Source organism: Tessaracoccus yangjingae, assembly GCF_054483935.1.
The window spans coordinates 248,356-264,412 of record NZ_CM137014.1; the positions used below are offsets into that span (position 1 = coordinate 248,356).

Sequence of the window (16,057 nt, forward strand, 5' to 3'; positions counted from 1 at the left end):
GGGACCGGTCGCGGTGGGTCGGGCGTTGGGGCTAGGCAGGCCGGCGGTTTTGGGCCTGCCGACGGGGCGCCCCATGGGCGAGGCCGGTCCCCCTCAGGCACCGCGGAACCCATCCACGGCACACAGTGTCGGCGGGGGATGGTTCAGAGGCGGACGGTGCGACCCTCGCGCGCGCTGACCGTGGCCGCCTCGGCGAGCTTGAGCGCCTCGACGCCGTCGATCACGTTGGGCGACACGTCTGAGTCCGCCACCACGGCGTCGATGAAGGCACCGAGCTCCTCACGGTAGGCAGCCTCGTAGCGGGACAGGAAGAAGTTGAGCACCGGTCCCCTGGCGTCGGTCTGCGTGGCCGTAGCGGCCCGCACCGACGTCGCGGTGAGGTTGTCGGCCGAGAGGGCGCCGTCGGCCCCGAACGCCTCGAGGCGCTGGTCGTAGCCGTACGCGCAGGTGCGGGAGTTGACGATGGTGGCCAGGGCGCCGTCGGCGTTGCGCAGGAGCACCATGGCCTGGTCGAAGTCCCCGGCGGCCTTGATCTCCTCGTCGGCGTTGGTGCCGAAGGCGCTGACCTCGACGATGTCGCCGAGGAAGAAGCGGACCATGTCGAAGTCGTGGATGGTCATGTCCTTGAAGATGCCACCCGAGCCGGCGACGTAGCTGGCCGGGGGGCCCTGAGGGTCGCGGGAGGTGACGGTCAGCTGCTGCAGCGCGCCGATCTCCCCGGCCGCGACACGGGCATTGACCTCGGCGAACGACGGGTCGAAGCGACGGTTGAAGCCCAGCATGACGCGCGTGGCCTCGGCGCCGAGCTCCTCCTGGCACCTGAGGGCCTCGTCCATGCCCAGCGCCACGGGCTTCTCACACATGACGCGCTTGCCGGCCTTGACGGAGCCGAGGATCTGCTCGACGTGCAGGGCGGTGGGCGAACCGATGATCACGGCGTCGACGTCGTCTGCGCTGTAGACGTCCTCGACGCTGAGGGTGTACCGGGCCCCGTACGCTTCCGCGAGGCTCTTGGCGGGCGCCTCGAAGGCGTCGTAGACCAGCACCAGCTGTGCCTGCGGATGGGAAGCGATGGCTCGCGCGTGGACCTGGCCGATGCGTCCGGCCCCGATGATCGCGAAGCGGATCATATGTACTCCTTGGGTCAGGCCGGGCAACAGCGCACGGCAGAATCAATGTCAGCACATAAGGGAGTGAAGGTGCAACGCGGGGTCAGCTAACGCGCGCCCGCCGTCGTCCGCCCGAACCGGGGACCCCCCGGACTGTGGCTTGAGCCTGACACGGCTCTCAACGGGGGACGTTGAGCCTTACACGCATCTCAATGAAGTGCGTTGAGCCTGAGACTGCTTCCGCGCCAGTATGAACGTTCAATATCGGCGATTCCGGAGTTGAGAGCCGATTCCGGCTCAACACCTTTCACCGAGAGCCGTGTCAGGCTCAACGCCCCCGGACGACGCAACCCGGGGGCGGCTTCACGAACAGACTTTGGCAGGACATAATGGTTCCATCGAGTCGCGCACGGCGGCTCTGCCGCGAAGGAGCTGCACATGAAGATTGCTGGCGCACCCATCAGCTGGGGAGTATGCGAGGTACCGGGCTGGGGCTACCAGATGTCCCCTGAGCGGGTCCTCACGGAGATGAAGGAGATCGGCCTCACCGCCACCGAGTTCGGCCCCCAGGGCTGGCTGCCGGTCGACGCCGAGGAGCGGGCCGCCGTCGTCTCCGAGTTCGGCCTCAAGCCGGTCGGCGCCTTCTTCCTCGCCGTCATGCACGACCCCGACTTCGACCCCATCCCCATGGTGGAGGCCGAGCTGCGCGCTTTCGAAATCGCCGGCGGCGAGTTCCTCGTCCTGGCGGCGGACTCCGGCCAGGACGGCTACGACGCCCGCCCCGAGCTCGACGAGCAGGGCTGGCAGACGCTGTTCACCAACCTCAGCCGGATCAGCGAGGTCTGCAAGGCCAAGGGCGTCACCGCCGTCCTCCACCCCCACTGGGGCACCATGGTGCAGAACGTCGACGAGGTGGAGCGCGTGCTCGACAACTCCACCGTCGGCCTCTGCCTCGACACGGGCCACCTCGCCTGCGGCGGCGCCGACGTGGTCGCGCTCGTGGCCAAGTACGCGGACCGGGTGGGCATCGTGCACGCCAAGGACGTTCGCATGGACATGGCCGCCAAGCTGCTGCCCGGGGAGATCAACTGGTCCCAGGGCATCAAGGGCGGGATGTTCGTGCCGATCGGCGACGGCGACATCGACTTCGCGGCCATCGTGCGACTCCTGAACCAGGCGGGCTTCGACGGCTACTGGGTGCTGGAGCAGGACATCATGCTCGATGAGGAGCCCCCGGCCGTCGGCGGCCCGATCAACAACGCGGCGAGGTCGTTCGAGGCGCTGAAGGCCCTGGCCTGAGCCACTCCCCCACGACGACGGGGCGGTCACCCTCCAAGGTGACCGCCCCGTCGTCGCGTCCGGGCAGCAGCGCCGTCAGAGGCTCATGTCCACGATGCCGCGGCCGGACATGGTGCCGGCCCGCAGCTTGTCGTAGCCGAGGTTGACGTCGTCGAGGCTGAAGACCTGGTTGACCACGTCGTCCACCTCGATCAGGCCCCGCGCCGCCATGTCCACAACGGCTGGGAGGTCCACGCGGGTCCGGGCGCCGTAGGAGCCGATGATCGACTGGCTGCGGCGGACGGTGCGGTTGATCTGCACCTCCGCGGACTGCACGCCGGCGCCCAGCCCGATCGGCACCATGCGGCCGCCGTCGGCCAGGATGTCCAGGGCGGTGTTCCAGGTCTGGGGACGGCCCAGCGCCTCGAACGCCACGTCGACGCCGTAGCCGCCGGTCATCTCCATCACGGCCTCGCGGGCGTCGCTGTGCTTGAGGTTGACGGTGTGGGTGGCGCCCATGGCCTTCGCCGCCGCCAGCTTGTCGTCGTCGACGTCCAGCGCGATGACCTGGCGGGCGCCCATCACCTTGGCGAACTTGAGGATCATGCTGCCGACGCCGCCGGTGGCGACGACGGCGACCGTCTCCCCGAACCGGAGGTCGGCCCCGCGACGCACGGCGCCGTAGGCGGTCATGGCGGCGCACCCGAGGATCGCCGTGTTCTTCGGCGAGAGGTTGTCCGGGATGGGCGTGACCGACGTGGCCGGGACCACGCAGTACTCGGCCAGGCCGCCCATGGAGTACATCCAGATGGGGTTGCCGTCGCGGTCCGAGAGGCGGGTCTCGCCGTCGTACAGGACGCCCTTGAGCCGGTTGAGCTGGAAGAACGGGTAGCAGAGGTCGTCGCGGCCGGCGCGGCACGCCTTGCACTGGCCGCACGGCATCAGGAAGGCGCCGGCGACGTTCTGCCCGACGGCGAGTTCGCCGCTGAGCATGCCGGGGCCCAGCTCGACGATGGTGCCGGACACCTCGTGCCCCAGCACGCAGGGCGTGGGGAAGGCGATGGCGCCTCCGAGCACGTGGAGGTCCGAGTGGCAGAGGCCGCAGGCCGCCACCTTCAGCAGCACCTCGTTGGCGCGGGGGCGCGGCGTGGGGATGGTCTCGATCGACAGCGGCTCTCCGGGAGCCCGGAGGACTGCGGCGCGCATCGTTGCAGGAATGTCCATGGTACTCCTCAGTGAATATTTGTTTGGACAATGTCAAGTATGGACCATGGCATTGCCCGTGTCACTAGCGGGGTCGAACATTCCTGCCAAACAAATTTGTTCTTACATGAGCGTTTCTGTGGAATCGTTCACACCCAGCGCCGAGGCCACGAATGTCGACACGACGGAGATGATGAGCGACCCGAAGACGGCGTTCCAGAAGCCGTCGACGTGGAAGCCGAGGCCCAGCTCTCCGGCCAGGTAGGACGTCAGCATCAGCATGCCCGCGTTGATGACGAAGAGGAACAGGCCGAACGTCAGGATGATGAAGCACGCGCCCAGGACGAAGGCGAAGGGGCGGACGAAGGCGTTCACCAGCCCGAGGATCACGGCCACGCCGAGCAGGGTGAGGGCCTTGTCCACGTCGGAGTCTGCGGTGAGGGTGATGCCGGGGAGGATCCACACGGCGATGGCGGTCGCGACGGCGGTGGCGACGAGGCGGAGGAAGAGCTTCATGCGTCGAGCGTAGTGCTCCGCCCCTTTCCCGCGCCCTCGGTGAACCCCCGGGATCCACCCCGAGCCCGACCATCGCGACCCCCAGCGACCCTCCCGCTGGCTGAGGAGCGAGGAGCGCAGCGTCGAGCCTCGAAGCGTCCTCTATAACGGGCCGGTCAGCCTACTTTTCTGAGGCTTCGAGACCGCTTCGCGGCACCTCAGTGTCCGGGGCCGCGGCCGACGTGGAGCGGGACAAAGTGTTCTTTCCAGTCAGCCAGCGGGGGTGTGGTCGCAGGGAGCCGAGCATTCAGGAGAGGGGTGACCGACGGGGGCCGGTCGCGGTGGGTCGGGCGTTGGGCGAGGCACGCCGGCGTTTTTGGGCGTGCCGAGGGCGCCCATGGGCGAGGCCGGCCCCCGGCGGGCACCCCGCACCCAGCCACAGCGGCCCGGCCCCCACCACCTCCCGCCCAACCCAGCCACCGGGTCTGCTCAACCACCAGCGGCGGTCAGCGCCCGAAGGTGGTGACCGCCTCGACCGTCGGGACGTCGTGCCACTGGCCGTCGGCTGCCGACGCCACCACAGCCTCGTCGATCTCGGCCGCGGCCCAGCCGTCGCCTGCAGAGGGGGCCACCTGCTCCCCCGTCGTGACGGAGATGAGGAACTTCGCCGCCTCCACGGCCTTGAGGTCGTCGAAGCCCATGGACGTTCCGGCGCCCGGCTGGAAGCGGTCGAAGTCGGGCATGCCCGGCCCCGCCATCACGCGGGTGTAGCCCTGGATAGGGCCGTCGCCGCGGCCGATGCACACGTCGAGATGGTTGAGCGACTCGAAGTTCCACCGCACCGAACCCTCGGTGCCGTACACCTCGACGACGTACTCGGCACGCGGGCCCACGGAGACCCGGCTGGCCTCCAGCACGCCGACGACGCCGCCCTCGAAGCGGGTGAGCACCGCCACCCAGTCCTCGTTGCCCACCGGGCCCTTCTCCTCGCCGACGGTGTAGCCGCTGTGCCCCACGCCGCCGGAGCCGATCGGGATGGGCCGCTCCTTGATGAACGTGTCTGTCATGGCGGAGACGGACTCGATGCGGCCCACCAGGTACTGGGCCAGGTCCGCGCCGTGGGAGAGCAGGTCGCCGACGATGCCGGCGCCCGCGCGCTCGCGGTCGTAGCGCCAGGTCAGCGGGCCGTCGGGGCTGGAGGCGTAGTCCGCGATGAACCACACCCGGCAGTTGGTGATCCGGCCGAGCCTGCCGTCGCGGATCAGCTGGCGCGCGTACTGCATGGCGGGCACGTGGCGGTAGTTGAAGCCGACGGCGGTGGCCAGCCCCTCGGCCGCCGCCGCCTGGGCGATCTCCCGCGACTGCGTCGCGTTCACCCCCATCGGCTTCTCGATCCAGAACGGCTTGCCCGCCGCCGCGGCGGCCAGCGCGATCTCGTGGTGCAGGAAGTTGGGCGCGCAGATGGAGACAACCTCCACCTCGGGGTCGGCGAGAAGGTCGTGATAGTCGGCGTAGGCGCGGCGGAAGCCTGCCACGTCGACCGCCCACGTCCTGGTGCCTTCGACGGGGTCGCAGGCGGCGACGAGGTCGCACCCGATCCCGAGTTCGGGGTACCGCTCCGCGAGGGCCTTGTAGCTGCGGGTGTGCAGCCGGCCCATCCATCCGAGCGAGATGACGCCCACGCCGATGCGCTGATCCATGACGAGTTCCTTTTCTCTGGCGCCCCGCGCCACTGTGCCGCTCACCCTCACGATCGTCGTGGGTGAGCTCAGGTGATGGAGGAACACCCTCCCGGGCCGGACCGCGCTGTGATCGGGCAACGGCGCCCGATCCGGATCGGGCCCGGGAAGGTGCTCATGGCTGGAGTCCAGCCGGGGTGTTACTTGGTGGCGACGAAGTCCAGGCCGATCCTGCCGTGGCTGCCGGAGCCGGCCCACCGCGTCGTGATCACCTTGGAGCGCGTGTAGAAGTTCACGCCCTCCTGGCCGTGGATCCGGTGATCCCCGAGCAGCGAGTTCTTCCAGCCGCCGAAGGAGTAGTAGCCCACCGGCACCGGGATGGGCACGTTGATGCCCACCATGCCCGCGTTGACGTCCAGCTGGAACTGCCGCGCCACCTGGCCGTTCTCGGTGAAGATGGCCGAGCCGTTGCCGAAGGCGCCGGAGTTGACGATCTCGATGGCCTCCTCGTAGGACTCGGCCTTGACCACCACGAGGACGGGCCCGAAGACCTCCTCGCAGTACAGCTGGGTCTCCAGCGGCACGTTGTCGACGATGGTGGGGCCAACCCAGTTGCCGGCCTCGGTGCCCTCGACGGAGGAGGAGAAGCCGCGACCGTCCAGCACCACGTTGGCGCCCTTGGCCTCGGCGTCGTTGATCCAGGACAGGATCCGCTCGCGGGACTTCGAGGAGATGACCGGCCCCAGTTCGTTCTGCGGGTCGGAGCCCGGACCCACCTTGAGCAGCTCGGCGCGCGCCTTGACCTTCTCGATCAGCGGATCGTGCGCCTCGCCCACCGCGACGACGACCGGCAGCGCCATGCAGCGCTGGCCCGCGGCGCCGAACGCGCCGGAGACGATGTGCTGGGCCGCGAAGTCCAGGTTGGCGTCGGGCATCACGATGGCGTGGTTGTTCGCGCCGCCGAGGGCCTGGAACCGCTTGCCTGAGGCCGCGCAGCCGGCCGCGACAATCTTGGCCACGGGCGTGGAGCCGACGAAGGAGACCGCGTCGATGCCGGCGTGGCCGAGCATGTGGGAGACCACCTGCTTGTCGCCGCAGACCACCTGGAACAGGCCGTCGGGCAGGCCCGCCTCCTGGTACAGCTTGGCCACCATCAGGGAGACCGACGGCACCGGCGTGGCGGGCTTGAGGATGACGGCGTTGCCGGTGGCCAGGGCCATCGGGTGCATCCACATCGGCACCATCATCGGGAAGTTGAAGGGCACGATGGCCCCGACGACGCCGACAGGCTGGCGGATGGTGTGCACGTCGACGCCGGTTGCGGCCTCGATGGTGTGCTCGCCCTTCAGCGCGTTCTGGATGCCGCAGGCGAACTCCACGATCTCCAGGCCGCGCGCGATCTCGCCGAGCGCGTCGCCGCGGGTCTTGCCGCCCTCGCGCACGATGGTGTCGGCCAGCTCGTCCTGGCGCTCGATGAGCAGCTGGCGGAAGTTGAACATGACGCGGGTGCGCTTGGCCAGCGATGCCCTCCCCCAGGCCTTCTGGGCGGTGCGGGCGGAGGCGATGGCGCGGTCGATGAGCTCGATGCTGGCCTCGGCGACGCCGCCGATGACCTCGCCGGTGGCGGGGTTGTCGATCGGGAGGACCTCGGCCCCCTCCTCGACGTACTCGGCGCCGTCGATCCAATGGGGCATGGTGATGGACATATCTGTCATTCCTTTAGTGTGCGGGCTCAGAAGAAGCGGCGCTGGGCCTTGACGGCCTCCGCGTACTCCTCGTAGGCCTTCTGGGTGGATTCGAGCGTGGAGGCGGCCGTCACCGGGACGTCCCACCAGCCGGTGGCGGGCGGGTTGGGCCCGTACAGGTCGGTCTCGATGTGGATCATGGTGGCCGTGTCGGAGGCGACGGCGGTGGCGTAGGCCTCGCGGAAGTCGGCGATGGTCGAGACCTCGATGACGTCGATGCCCCAGGACCTGGCGTTGGCGGCGATGTCGACGGGGATGAGCTCGTCGCTGCGGCCGCCGTCGGCCGAGCGCATGCGGTACTTGGTGCCGAACCGCTGCGAGCCGCGGGACTCCGACAGCCCGCCGATGGAGGCGTAGCCGTAGTTCTGCAGCAGCACGAAGATCACCTTGGCCCGCTCCTGGACGATGGTGGCGATCTCCATCGGCAGCATCTGGTAGGTGCCGTCGCCTACGATGGCCACCACCTCGGAGTCCGGGGAGGCCATCTTGCAGCCGAGCGCGGCGGGGATCTCGTAGCCCATCGTCGAGAAGGCGTACTCCACGTGGTACTGCCCCGGGGTGCGGGCGCGCCAGAGAGCCTGCAGGTCGCCGGGCATGGAGCCGGCGGCGTTGATGACGATGTCGTCGTCGCCCATCATCTCGTTGAGGGCGCCGAACACCTCGGTCTGGGCCGGCAGCGGGCCGTGGCCCAGGTGGTAGCAGGTGTCGGTGGCCTCGGCCCAGGCCGCGCGCTCCTGCGCGATGCGCTCGGTGTAGGCGGCGTCGACCCGGTGGCCCTCGAGCGCCTCGGTGAGCGCAGTGAGCGCCTCGCGGGCGTCGGCCACGAGCATCTGGGCGCCCTGCTTGGCGGCGTCGAAGGAGCCCACGTTGATGTTGAGGAACTTCACGTCCGGGTTCTTGAACTGGGTCTGGGATCCGGTGGTGAAGTCCGAGTAGCGGGTGCCGATCCCGATGATGAGGTCCGCCTCGACGGCCAGAGCGTTGGCCGAGCCCGCCCCAGTGGAGCCCACGCCGCCGACGGCGCACTCGTGGTCCCAGTTGATGCCGCCCTTGCCGGCCTGCGTGTCCGCCACGGGGATGCCGGTGGCGGTCGCGAAGGCGCGGAGCTCCTCGGTGGCACCGGAGTAGATGGTGCCGCCACCAGAGATGATGAGGGGGCGCTTGGCGGCGCGGACGGCCTCGACGGCGCGCGCCAGGGCGGCACGGTCCGGCACTCGCCGGTCCACGTGCCAGACCTTCTTGGCGAAGAACTCCTCGGGCCAGTCGTAGACCTCGGCCTGCACGTCCTCAGGCATGCACACGACGGCGGCGCCCGTGTCTGCCGGGTCCGTCAGCACGCGCATGGCGCGGGGCAGGGAGACCATCAGCTGCTCGGGGCGGTTGACGCGGTCCCAGAACTTCGACACCGGCCGGAACACGTCGTTGGCGCTCACGTCGGGGTTGGTGGGGTCCTCGACCTGCTGCAGCACCGGATCCGGCATCCGGTTGGCGAAGATGTCGGAGGGGAACAGGATGACCGGCACGCGGTTGGTGGTGGCCAGGGCGGCGCCGGTGACCATGTTGAGGGCGCCGGGGCCGATCGAAGAGGTGACGGCCAGCGTCTGCAGGCGGTCGCGCTGCTTGGCGAAGGCGGCGGCCACGTGGACCATGCCCTGCTCGTTGCGGCCCATCCAGTAGTCGAAGGGCTCGTCGAAGGCCGGGTCGACCTCGTGCTGCAGCAACGCCTGCCCGATGCCGGCGACGTTGCCGTGCCCGAAGATGCCGAACATGCCGGGGATGAAGCGCTGCTCCACGCCGTCGCGCTCGGTGTACTGGTGCGCCAGGTACCGGACGATTGCCTGCGCGACCGAAAGGCGGATGGTGGTCATGTGAGGGGAACTCGCTTTCTCAGGCGTCGAGCCGGTTGGGTGCGTAAGGAAGGCGGGGATCGACGTCTGTGTCGTCCCAGGTCTGGCGGAGCCAGCCGTAGCAGGGGTCGTCCACGGACAGCCACTCGGATCCGCCGGGGCCGGCCATGACGTTGAGGTAGTACAGGTCGTAGCCGGGCGCCGCGACGCAGGGCCCGTGCCAGCCGTGCGGGACCAGGGCGGTGTCGCCGGTGCCGACGCGCAGGGCGACGTCGATGGGGCGCTCGGGCGTGCCGTACGTGGAGTGGAAGGCCATGCCCGGGCCGTGCTCGTCGGCCTTGATCTCGAAGTAGTAGATCTCCTCGAGCTCGCGCTCGTTCTCCGTGGTCTCGTCGTGCTTGTGCGGCGGGTAGCTGGACCAGTTGCCGCCGGGGGTGATCACCTCGCAGACGAGCAGGCGGTCGGTGTGGAGCGTGTTGTTGAGCGCGTAGTTGGTCACCTGCCGCGACATGACGCCGGCGCCGCGGAGCCCGACGACCACCTCGTCGGCCGGGCAGTAGCGGGGCTCGAGGGTCTCGCCTGCCACCGCGCTGGGCAGCGCGTAGCGGCCGCCGTCGACGGAGGTGATGGTGGCCTCCGCCCCGCGGGGGAGGTAGAGATAGTCGGTGACCTCGCCGAAGATCGTGGAGCGGCCCTTGAGCTCGAACGTGGCACCGCCCACGGCCACCGTGGCGGCGCCCTCCAGCGGCAGCACCAGGCACTCGGACTCACCGGTGGCCAGGGCGTAGGACTCCCCCGCCCCCAGGACCGCGATCTTCAGGCCGGAGTAGGTCCAGTTGGCCGACTCGGGGCTCACGTCGACGGCGAGCGGGGCGCGGCCGCTGGTGCCGGCGGGCAGGACATGGGTGTGCATCAGTTCTCCTTGACGCGGTGGCGGGTCTTGGTGGCGACGGGGTTGCGGCGCACGGCCGCGAGGAGTTCGGGCTCGCTGGGCATCGCCGTCGAGCATTCGAGGCGGGTGGCGACGAGGGCGCCGGCGGCGGAGGCGGCCACGAGGGTGTCCACCAGCGGCCACTCCTTGATGAGGCCGAAGCACAGCGCGCCGCCGAACGCGTCCCCAGCGCCGAGGCCGTTGACCACCTCGACGGGGGTGCCGTCCACCTCGATGACGCGGTCCGCGTCCATGGCGAGCACGCCGTCCTCGCCGCGCTTGACCACCGCGACGTCCACGCCGCCCTCCAGCAGCGCCTCGGCGGCGCGCTCCGGGTCCGACTCCCCGACGGCGACCTGGCACTCGGCCGCGTTGCCCACGACGATGTCGACGTAGGGCAGCACCTCGGCGATGGCCTCGCGGGCGGCCTCTGGGGAGGACCAGAACTGCTCGCGGTAGTCGAGGTCGAGGATGGTGAACGGGCGCCTCCCCCGCGCCTTGAGCGCGGCCAGGTGCGTGGCCCGGCTGGGCTCGCGGCTCAGCCCCGTCGTCGTGACCCAGAAGACCCGGGCCTGCACGATCGCGTCGATGGGCAGGTCCTCGGTGCGCAGCCGCAGGTCCGGAGCCGTGGGCCGGCGGTAGAAGTAGAGGGGGAAGTTGTCCGGCGGGAAGATCTCGCAGAAGGTGACCGGGGTGTTGAGGTCGCCGTCGACCTTGACGTAGTCGTCGAACACGCCCAGGCGCCCCATCTCGGCCCGGCAGAACCGGCCGAAGGGGTCGTCGCCCACGGCCGTGACCACGGCGGCGGACCGACGGAGGCGAGCGGCGGCCACGGCCACGTTGGTGGCGCTGCCGCCCAGGAACTTGCCGAAGGACGTGACGTCCTCCAGGCCGACCCCATGCTGGTGGGGGTAGATGTCCACGCCGATGCGACCCATGGTCAGCACATCGACGGTGCGCGTGCCGAAAAGTCCCATGCGTGTTCCCGCTTCTTCGAGGTGGTCCCCTCCATCGTAATCGGGTCGCGGCATTTGTCAAGACAAACCGTGAAAGCCGTGATCATGGTCGCGCCGGGGCAAGAGGGGTGGGGCTAAAGGTGGGCGGACGGCACGGGCTTGAACGATCAAATCGTCGATCTGGCCGCCAGGCACCTTGCCTCGCTGCCGGCGCTACCGCGCTACGGTCCGAAAACTCCTGACAAAGGCCTAGCCGCGGGCTCACATTGCCCATACAATGCACACACAACGACGTGAGAAGACGACATGCCACACAGCTCCCCTTATATCGCGCAGATCGCGATCGACCGCACCAGCTCCACACCGCTGCACGCCCAGATCGCCGAGCCGCTCGCCAAGCTCATCGAGGACGGGGCCATCGAGCCCGGGACCCGCCTCGAGGACGAGGTCTCGATGGCGGAGAGGCTGAAGGTGTCGCGGCCGACCGCCCGGCGCGCCATGGAGACCCTCACCAACCGGGGGCTCATCGTCCGACGGCGGGGCGCCGGCACGCAGGTGACGCCCACGCGCGTGCACCGGCCCATGGCGCTCAGCTCCCTCAACGACGACCTCGAGAAGTCGGGGGTGGACCCCCGCACCACGGTGCTCGAGTGGGAGGTCGAGGATGCGGCGCCCGGTGTCGCGGCGGCGCTGAACATCCCCGTGGGGTCGCAGGTGGTCCGGATGCGTCGCCTGAGGATGCTCCGCGACGAGCCGCTCGCGATCATGAGCAACTGGCTGCCGGCAGGGATCGCCCCCACCAGGGACGAGCTCGAGTCGGGCGGCCTCTACGGGCGGCTGAGGGAGCGCGGCATCAAGGTGGCGGTCGGGTTCCAGCAGATCAGCGCCCGCCTGGCCACCGCCGACGAGGGGCGCCTGCTCAACGAGCCCACCGGCGCCGCCCTGCTGACCATGCAGCGCACCGCCTACGACGACCAGCACCGCGCCGTCGAGTTCGGGATGCACGTCTACCGGGCGTCGATGTACTCCTACGACCAGACGGTCCTCGCCTGACCTTCCCTCCAACTTGCCGGAAGATTTGTTCTGACATATTCTTGACAGGACAAACTAAATGGGTGTCCAATTGGTGTCAGGCCTCATCGTCGAGACCGCACCACCGTTCAAGAAGGAAATGGCAATGACCATCGAGTACACCGACGGACCGCTCCTGACCGCGGCCCGGACCACTCCTACCGCCCTGTGGAACGACTCGGCAGACCTGGATGAGCTGCGCCAGTCGATCTCGTACGGCGGCGTGGGCGCCACCTGCAACCCCGTCATCGGGTACACCACCATCAAGCAGCACAAGGACATCTGGGGCCCCCGGATCCAGGCCATCGCCGCCGCCAACCCCACCTGGGGCGAGTCGGAGATCGGCTGGCAGGCCATCAAGGACATGTCGGTGGAGGCCGCCGAGCTGCTGCTGCCGATCTTCGAGGAGACCAAGGGCCGCAACGGGCGCCTGTCGGTCCAGACGGACCCGCGTCACCACCGCGATGCCAAGGCCCTGGCCGATCAGGCCGAGGAGTTCCACAACCTCGCCCCGAACATCATCGTGAAGATCCCCGCCACCAAGGTGGGCCTCGAGGCCATCGAGGAGGCCACCTACCGCGGCGTCGTCATGAACGTGACCGTGTCGTTCACCGTCGCCCAGGTGGTCCGCTCCGGCGAGGCCATCGAGCGCGGCCTCCAGCGCCGCGTGGCGGAGGGCAAGTCCATCGAGGACATGTGGCCCGTGGTCACCCTCATGGTGGGCCGCCTCGACGACTGGATGAAGTCCGAGGCCGAGCGCACCCAGCTGTTCATCGATCCCGGCCACATGGAGTGGGCGGGTGTCGCGGCCATCAAGAAGGCCTACCAGATCTTCCAGGAGCGCGGCTTCCGTTCCCGCGTGCTGTCGGCCGCGTTCCGCAACGTGCTGCAGTACAGCGAGCTCGTCGGCGGCGACCTCGTCGTCTCCCCGCCGTTCAAGTGGGCCAAGCGCATCAACAACTCGGACTACGTGGCCGAGAGCCGCATCGACGTGCCCGTGGACCCGAAGATCATCGCGTCGCTGCAGCGCATCGAGGACTTCAACCGCGCCTACGAGGAGGACGGACTGAGCATCGAGGAGTTCGAGAACTTCGGGCCCACCCGCAAGACGCTGCGTCAGTTCCTCGGCGCCGACTGCGACCTCGACGCCCTGGTCCGCGACTTCCTCATCGCCCCCGCCTGATCCATTCCCTCGATCCGGGCCAGACCCCGCGATCCCAGCCCCGCAGGCCCCGGTCCGCTCCTGACGGACCGGGGCCTGCGTGTGCCTGGGTGCGCCTCCGTGCCCCGGGTGCCCCGGGCCGGGTGGGGTTTGAGCCAATGGATGGGTTCGCGAGGAGGGCCGCGCTCACACTGAGCGCGGCCCGTCCCGCGAACCCATCCATTGGCTCAAACCCGTCAGGCGGCCAGCCGGCCCCCAACAGCCGACCACCCGGATCGGTGTGGCGGCACGCGAGTCAGCTGGCGCGGGGGTCGTCGGCGGGGAGCTGCTTCTGCAGCGACGACAGCCTCGCGTTGATCTGCTCCAGCAGCTCGGCCGTCTCCGCGTTCAACGACTTCATCGCCTTCCGCCTGCTGCCGCCGGAGTTCGCCCCCCACACCAGCTCGCCGCGGACGCGCAGCGCCTGGGCGTGCCGGTGCCACCCGGCGGGCTCCGTCGCCTCCGGGAATGCCAACTCGACGGCGTCCGCAGCGGTGTCGATGGCCGCCATCTTCGCGTCGAAGCGGATCTTGGGGTTGTTGGCATCCGTGGCGGACTTCAGCTTCCCCACCAGGTCATCCAGGCTCCTGGCGATCTGCGGATTCTCCCGCAGCGCGGAGACCAGCGTGACGGTCGTCGCGATCGCCGCGCCGGTGGTCTTGATGATCATGCCGAACTTGCTCATGCGGCCAGTCTAGGTTCGAGGCCCGAACCGGACGCCCGATCGCCGCGAGCGCCTACGCTGGCCGACATGCGACGACGCCTCCTCACCCTGGTCCTCCTCCTCGGTTCGTCGGCCCTCGGGGCCTGCGCCGCGACGCCCGAGCCCGCCGTCGAGACCACCCCCACCGTCGGCGTCCAGCTGTTCCAGTGGCCGTGGCGGTCCGTGGCCCAGGAGTGCACCGAGGTACTCGGCCCGCACCAGTTCGGCTTCGTTCTGCTCTCCCCCGCGCAGGAGCACATCGAGGGAGAGGCCTGGTGGACCTCCTACCAGCCGGTGAGCTACCAGCTCGAGTCCAAGCTGGGCACCCGCGAGGAGTTCGCGCAGATGGTCACCGCCTGCAACGAGGCGGGGGTGGACGTCATCGCGGACGCGGTCATCAACCACATGGCCGGCATCGACGGCGGCACGGGTGTCGCGGGGACGGACTTCACGCACTACGACTATCCCGGCCTCTACGCGGAGGAGGACTTCCACGACTGCCCCATGACCGCCTCGGGGGACATCGAGAACTACTCGGACCAGCAGCAGGTCCAGGAGTGCGAGCTGGTCAACCTCGCCGACCTGGACACCGGCAGCGAGAAGGTCCGCGACACCATCGCGGCCTACCTCAACGACCTCACCGCCCTGGGCGTGTCCGGGTTCAGGATCGACGCGGCCAAGCACATGTCCGCCACCGATGTGGAGGCCATCGTCGGCAGGCTCGACGGCGAGCCGCTCATCATCTCGGAGGTCATCCGCGGCGGGGGCGAGCCCATCCAGCCCGAGGACTACCTCGACGCGGGGGCCGTGTTCGCCTTCCAGGTGGCCAAGGACATCTCGGGCGTGGTCCCGGGCGGCGCCGTCGCCCGCGCGTTGGAGCTGCGCGACGGGGAGGTCCCGTCCGAGCAGGCGTTCACCTTCATCACCAATCACGACACCGAGCGCAACGGGCAGACCCTCACTTCCAAGGACGGGGACCAGTTCCGCGTGGCCACGGCGTTGTTGTTGGGCATCGACTACGGCACCCCCGTCGTGTACTCGGGCTACGGGTTCTCGGACCGCGACGCCGGCGCGCCCCAGACCGACGGCCGGGTCGACGACGTGGCGTGCGCCGAGCCGTCGGAGGAGCCGGCCGACGGGGCGTGGCTGTGCCAGCATCGCGAGGTCGCGGGGTTGGCGGAGTGGGTCGCGGTGGTGGGGGACGCGCCGGTGGAGAACCTGTGGAAGGAGGGTTACGCCGTGGCGTTCGACCGCGGGGACCGCGGGCTCATCGCCGTCAACGACACGAGCACCCCGGTCACCGCCACCCTCACCACCAACCTGCCCGACGGCGCCTACTGCGACGCGGCATCCTCACCCGCAGCCCCGGGGACCGAGGATCGCTGCGAGGAGGGCACCTTCGTCGTGGCGGACGGAAAGGTGACCGTCGCGATGCCCGCGATGGGCGCGGTGGCGCTGCACGTCAACCTCCGCGCTGCCGGTTGATCCCTCCCCGTCAACCTCCGCGCCGCCGGATCTGATCCCTCACCGCCCACCTCCGCGCCGCCCGACTGCTCCCTCACCGTTGTCAAGAGCCACTGGTTTCTGCCCGGAGGCGGACTTGAAACCTGCCCTGTCACGGTCACGAGAAGTGCCCGGTGGTGGCCATGGGATCTGCGTGTCGCCGACACACCGTCTGCGGGTGTCGGAGTGCGACGACACCCGCCCCCACCGCTGGCTGAGGTGCCGCGAAGCGGCCTCGAAGCCTAAGAAACGTGAGCTGACAAGGAACGTTTCTTAGGCTTCGAGGCTCGTCGCTGCGCTCCTCGCACCTCAGCCAGCGGGAGGGCGGTCGCCTCG

13 protein-coding genes are annotated in these 16,057 nt (G+C 69.5%); 4 read left to right on the top strand and 9 right to left on the bottom strand.

Features of this window, described 5'->3' with window-relative positions:
* Positions 1-143 precede the first annotated feature (143 nt).
* Positions 144-1,130, bottom strand: a complete 987-nt coding sequence (gene iolG, locus ACX1D3_RS01155) for an inositol 2-dehydrogenase (protein ID WP_458995148.1) — start codon at positions 1,128-1,130, stop codon at positions 144-146.
* 417 nt (positions 1,131-1,547) lie between these two features.
* On the opposite strand from iolG, the gene ACX1D3_RS01160 reads away from it, so the two are divergent.
* Positions 1,548-2,408, top strand: coding sequence for a TIM barrel protein (locus tag ACX1D3_RS01160; protein ID WP_458995149.1), 861 nt, complete (start codon positions 1,548-1,550; stop codon positions 2,406-2,408).
* A 75-nt stretch (positions 2,409-2,483) separates the two neighbouring features.
* Here ACX1D3_RS01160 and ACX1D3_RS01165 read toward each other — a convergent pair whose 3' ends face one another.
* The 7 genes from ACX1D3_RS01165 to iolC form a co-directional block, all read right to left on the bottom strand.
* The gene (locus ACX1D3_RS01165; RefSeq protein WP_458995150.1) at positions 2,484-3,611 is read right to left on the bottom strand and encodes a zinc-binding dehydrogenase; all 1,128 of its coding nucleotides are present in this window, start codon (positions 3,609-3,611) and stop codon (positions 2,484-2,486) included.
* A gap of 102 nt (positions 3,612-3,713) precedes the next feature.
* On the bottom strand, positions 3,714-4,106 hold the full coding sequence (locus ACX1D3_RS01170; RefSeq protein ID WP_458995151.1) for a phage holin family protein: 393 nt from the start codon (positions 4,104-4,106) through the stop codon (positions 3,714-3,716).
* Positions 4,107-4,591: 485 nt separating this feature from the next.
* Entirely contained in the window at positions 4,592-5,785 is a 1,194-nt protein-coding gene (locus ACX1D3_RS01175; protein WP_458995152.1) for a Gfo/Idh/MocA family protein, read from the bottom strand.
* 179 nt (positions 5,786-5,964) lie between these two features.
* Positions 5,965-7,470, bottom strand: a complete 1,506-nt coding sequence (locus ACX1D3_RS01180) for a CoA-acylating methylmalonate-semialdehyde dehydrogenase (protein ID WP_458996467.1) — start codon at positions 7,468-7,470, stop codon at positions 5,965-5,967.
* A gap of 26 nt (positions 7,471-7,496) precedes the next feature.
* The gene (iolD, locus tag ACX1D3_RS01185; RefSeq protein ID WP_458995153.1) at positions 7,497-9,377 is read right to left on the bottom strand and encodes a 3D-(3,5/4)-trihydroxycyclohexane-1,2-dione acylhydrolase (decyclizing); all 1,881 of its coding nucleotides are present in this window, start codon (positions 9,375-9,377) and stop codon (positions 7,497-7,499) included.
* Between the two features lie 19 nt (positions 9,378-9,396).
* A complete protein-coding gene (gene iolB, locus ACX1D3_RS01190) occupies positions 9,397-10,269 on the bottom strand; it encodes a 5-deoxy-glucuronate isomerase (RefSeq protein ID WP_458995154.1) in 873 nt (290 codons plus the stop codon).
* Positions 10,269-11,264 carry a 5-dehydro-2-deoxygluconokinase gene (gene iolC / locus ACX1D3_RS01195; protein WP_458995155.1) on the bottom strand — a complete coding sequence of 332 codons (996 nt, stop codon included), beginning with the start codon at positions 11,262-11,264 and terminating at the stop codon, positions 10,269-10,271. Before iolC ends, iolB begins: the two co-directional genes overlap by 1 nt.
* A 285-nt stretch (positions 11,265-11,549) precedes the next feature.
* Between iolC and ACX1D3_RS01200 the strand changes: the two genes are divergently transcribed.
* On the top strand, positions 11,550-12,296 hold the full coding sequence (locus tag ACX1D3_RS01200; RefSeq protein ID WP_458995156.1) for a GntR family transcriptional regulator: 747 nt from the start codon (positions 11,550-11,552) through the stop codon (positions 12,294-12,296).
* A 124-nt stretch (positions 12,297-12,420) separates the two neighbouring features.
* Complete coding sequence (locus ACX1D3_RS01205; RefSeq protein WP_458995157.1) at positions 12,421-13,497, top strand: transaldolase family protein; 1,077 nt, start codon at positions 12,421-12,423, stop codon at positions 13,495-13,497.
* Between the two features lie 274 nt (positions 13,498-13,771).
* Here the strand turns inward: ACX1D3_RS01205 and ACX1D3_RS01210 are convergent, their stop codons facing one another.
* Positions 13,772-14,200 carry a hypothetical protein gene (locus tag ACX1D3_RS01210; RefSeq protein WP_458995158.1) on the bottom strand — a complete coding sequence of 143 codons (429 nt, stop codon included), beginning with the start codon at positions 14,198-14,200 and terminating at the stop codon, positions 13,772-13,774.
* Positions 14,201-14,266: 66 nt separating this feature from the next.
* On the opposite strand from ACX1D3_RS01210, the gene ACX1D3_RS01215 reads away from it, so the two are divergent.
* Entirely contained in the window at positions 14,267-15,703 is a 1,437-nt protein-coding gene (locus tag ACX1D3_RS01215) for an alpha-amylase (protein ID WP_458995159.1), read from the top strand.
* The last annotated feature ends 354 nt before the right edge of the window (positions 15,704-16,057 follow it).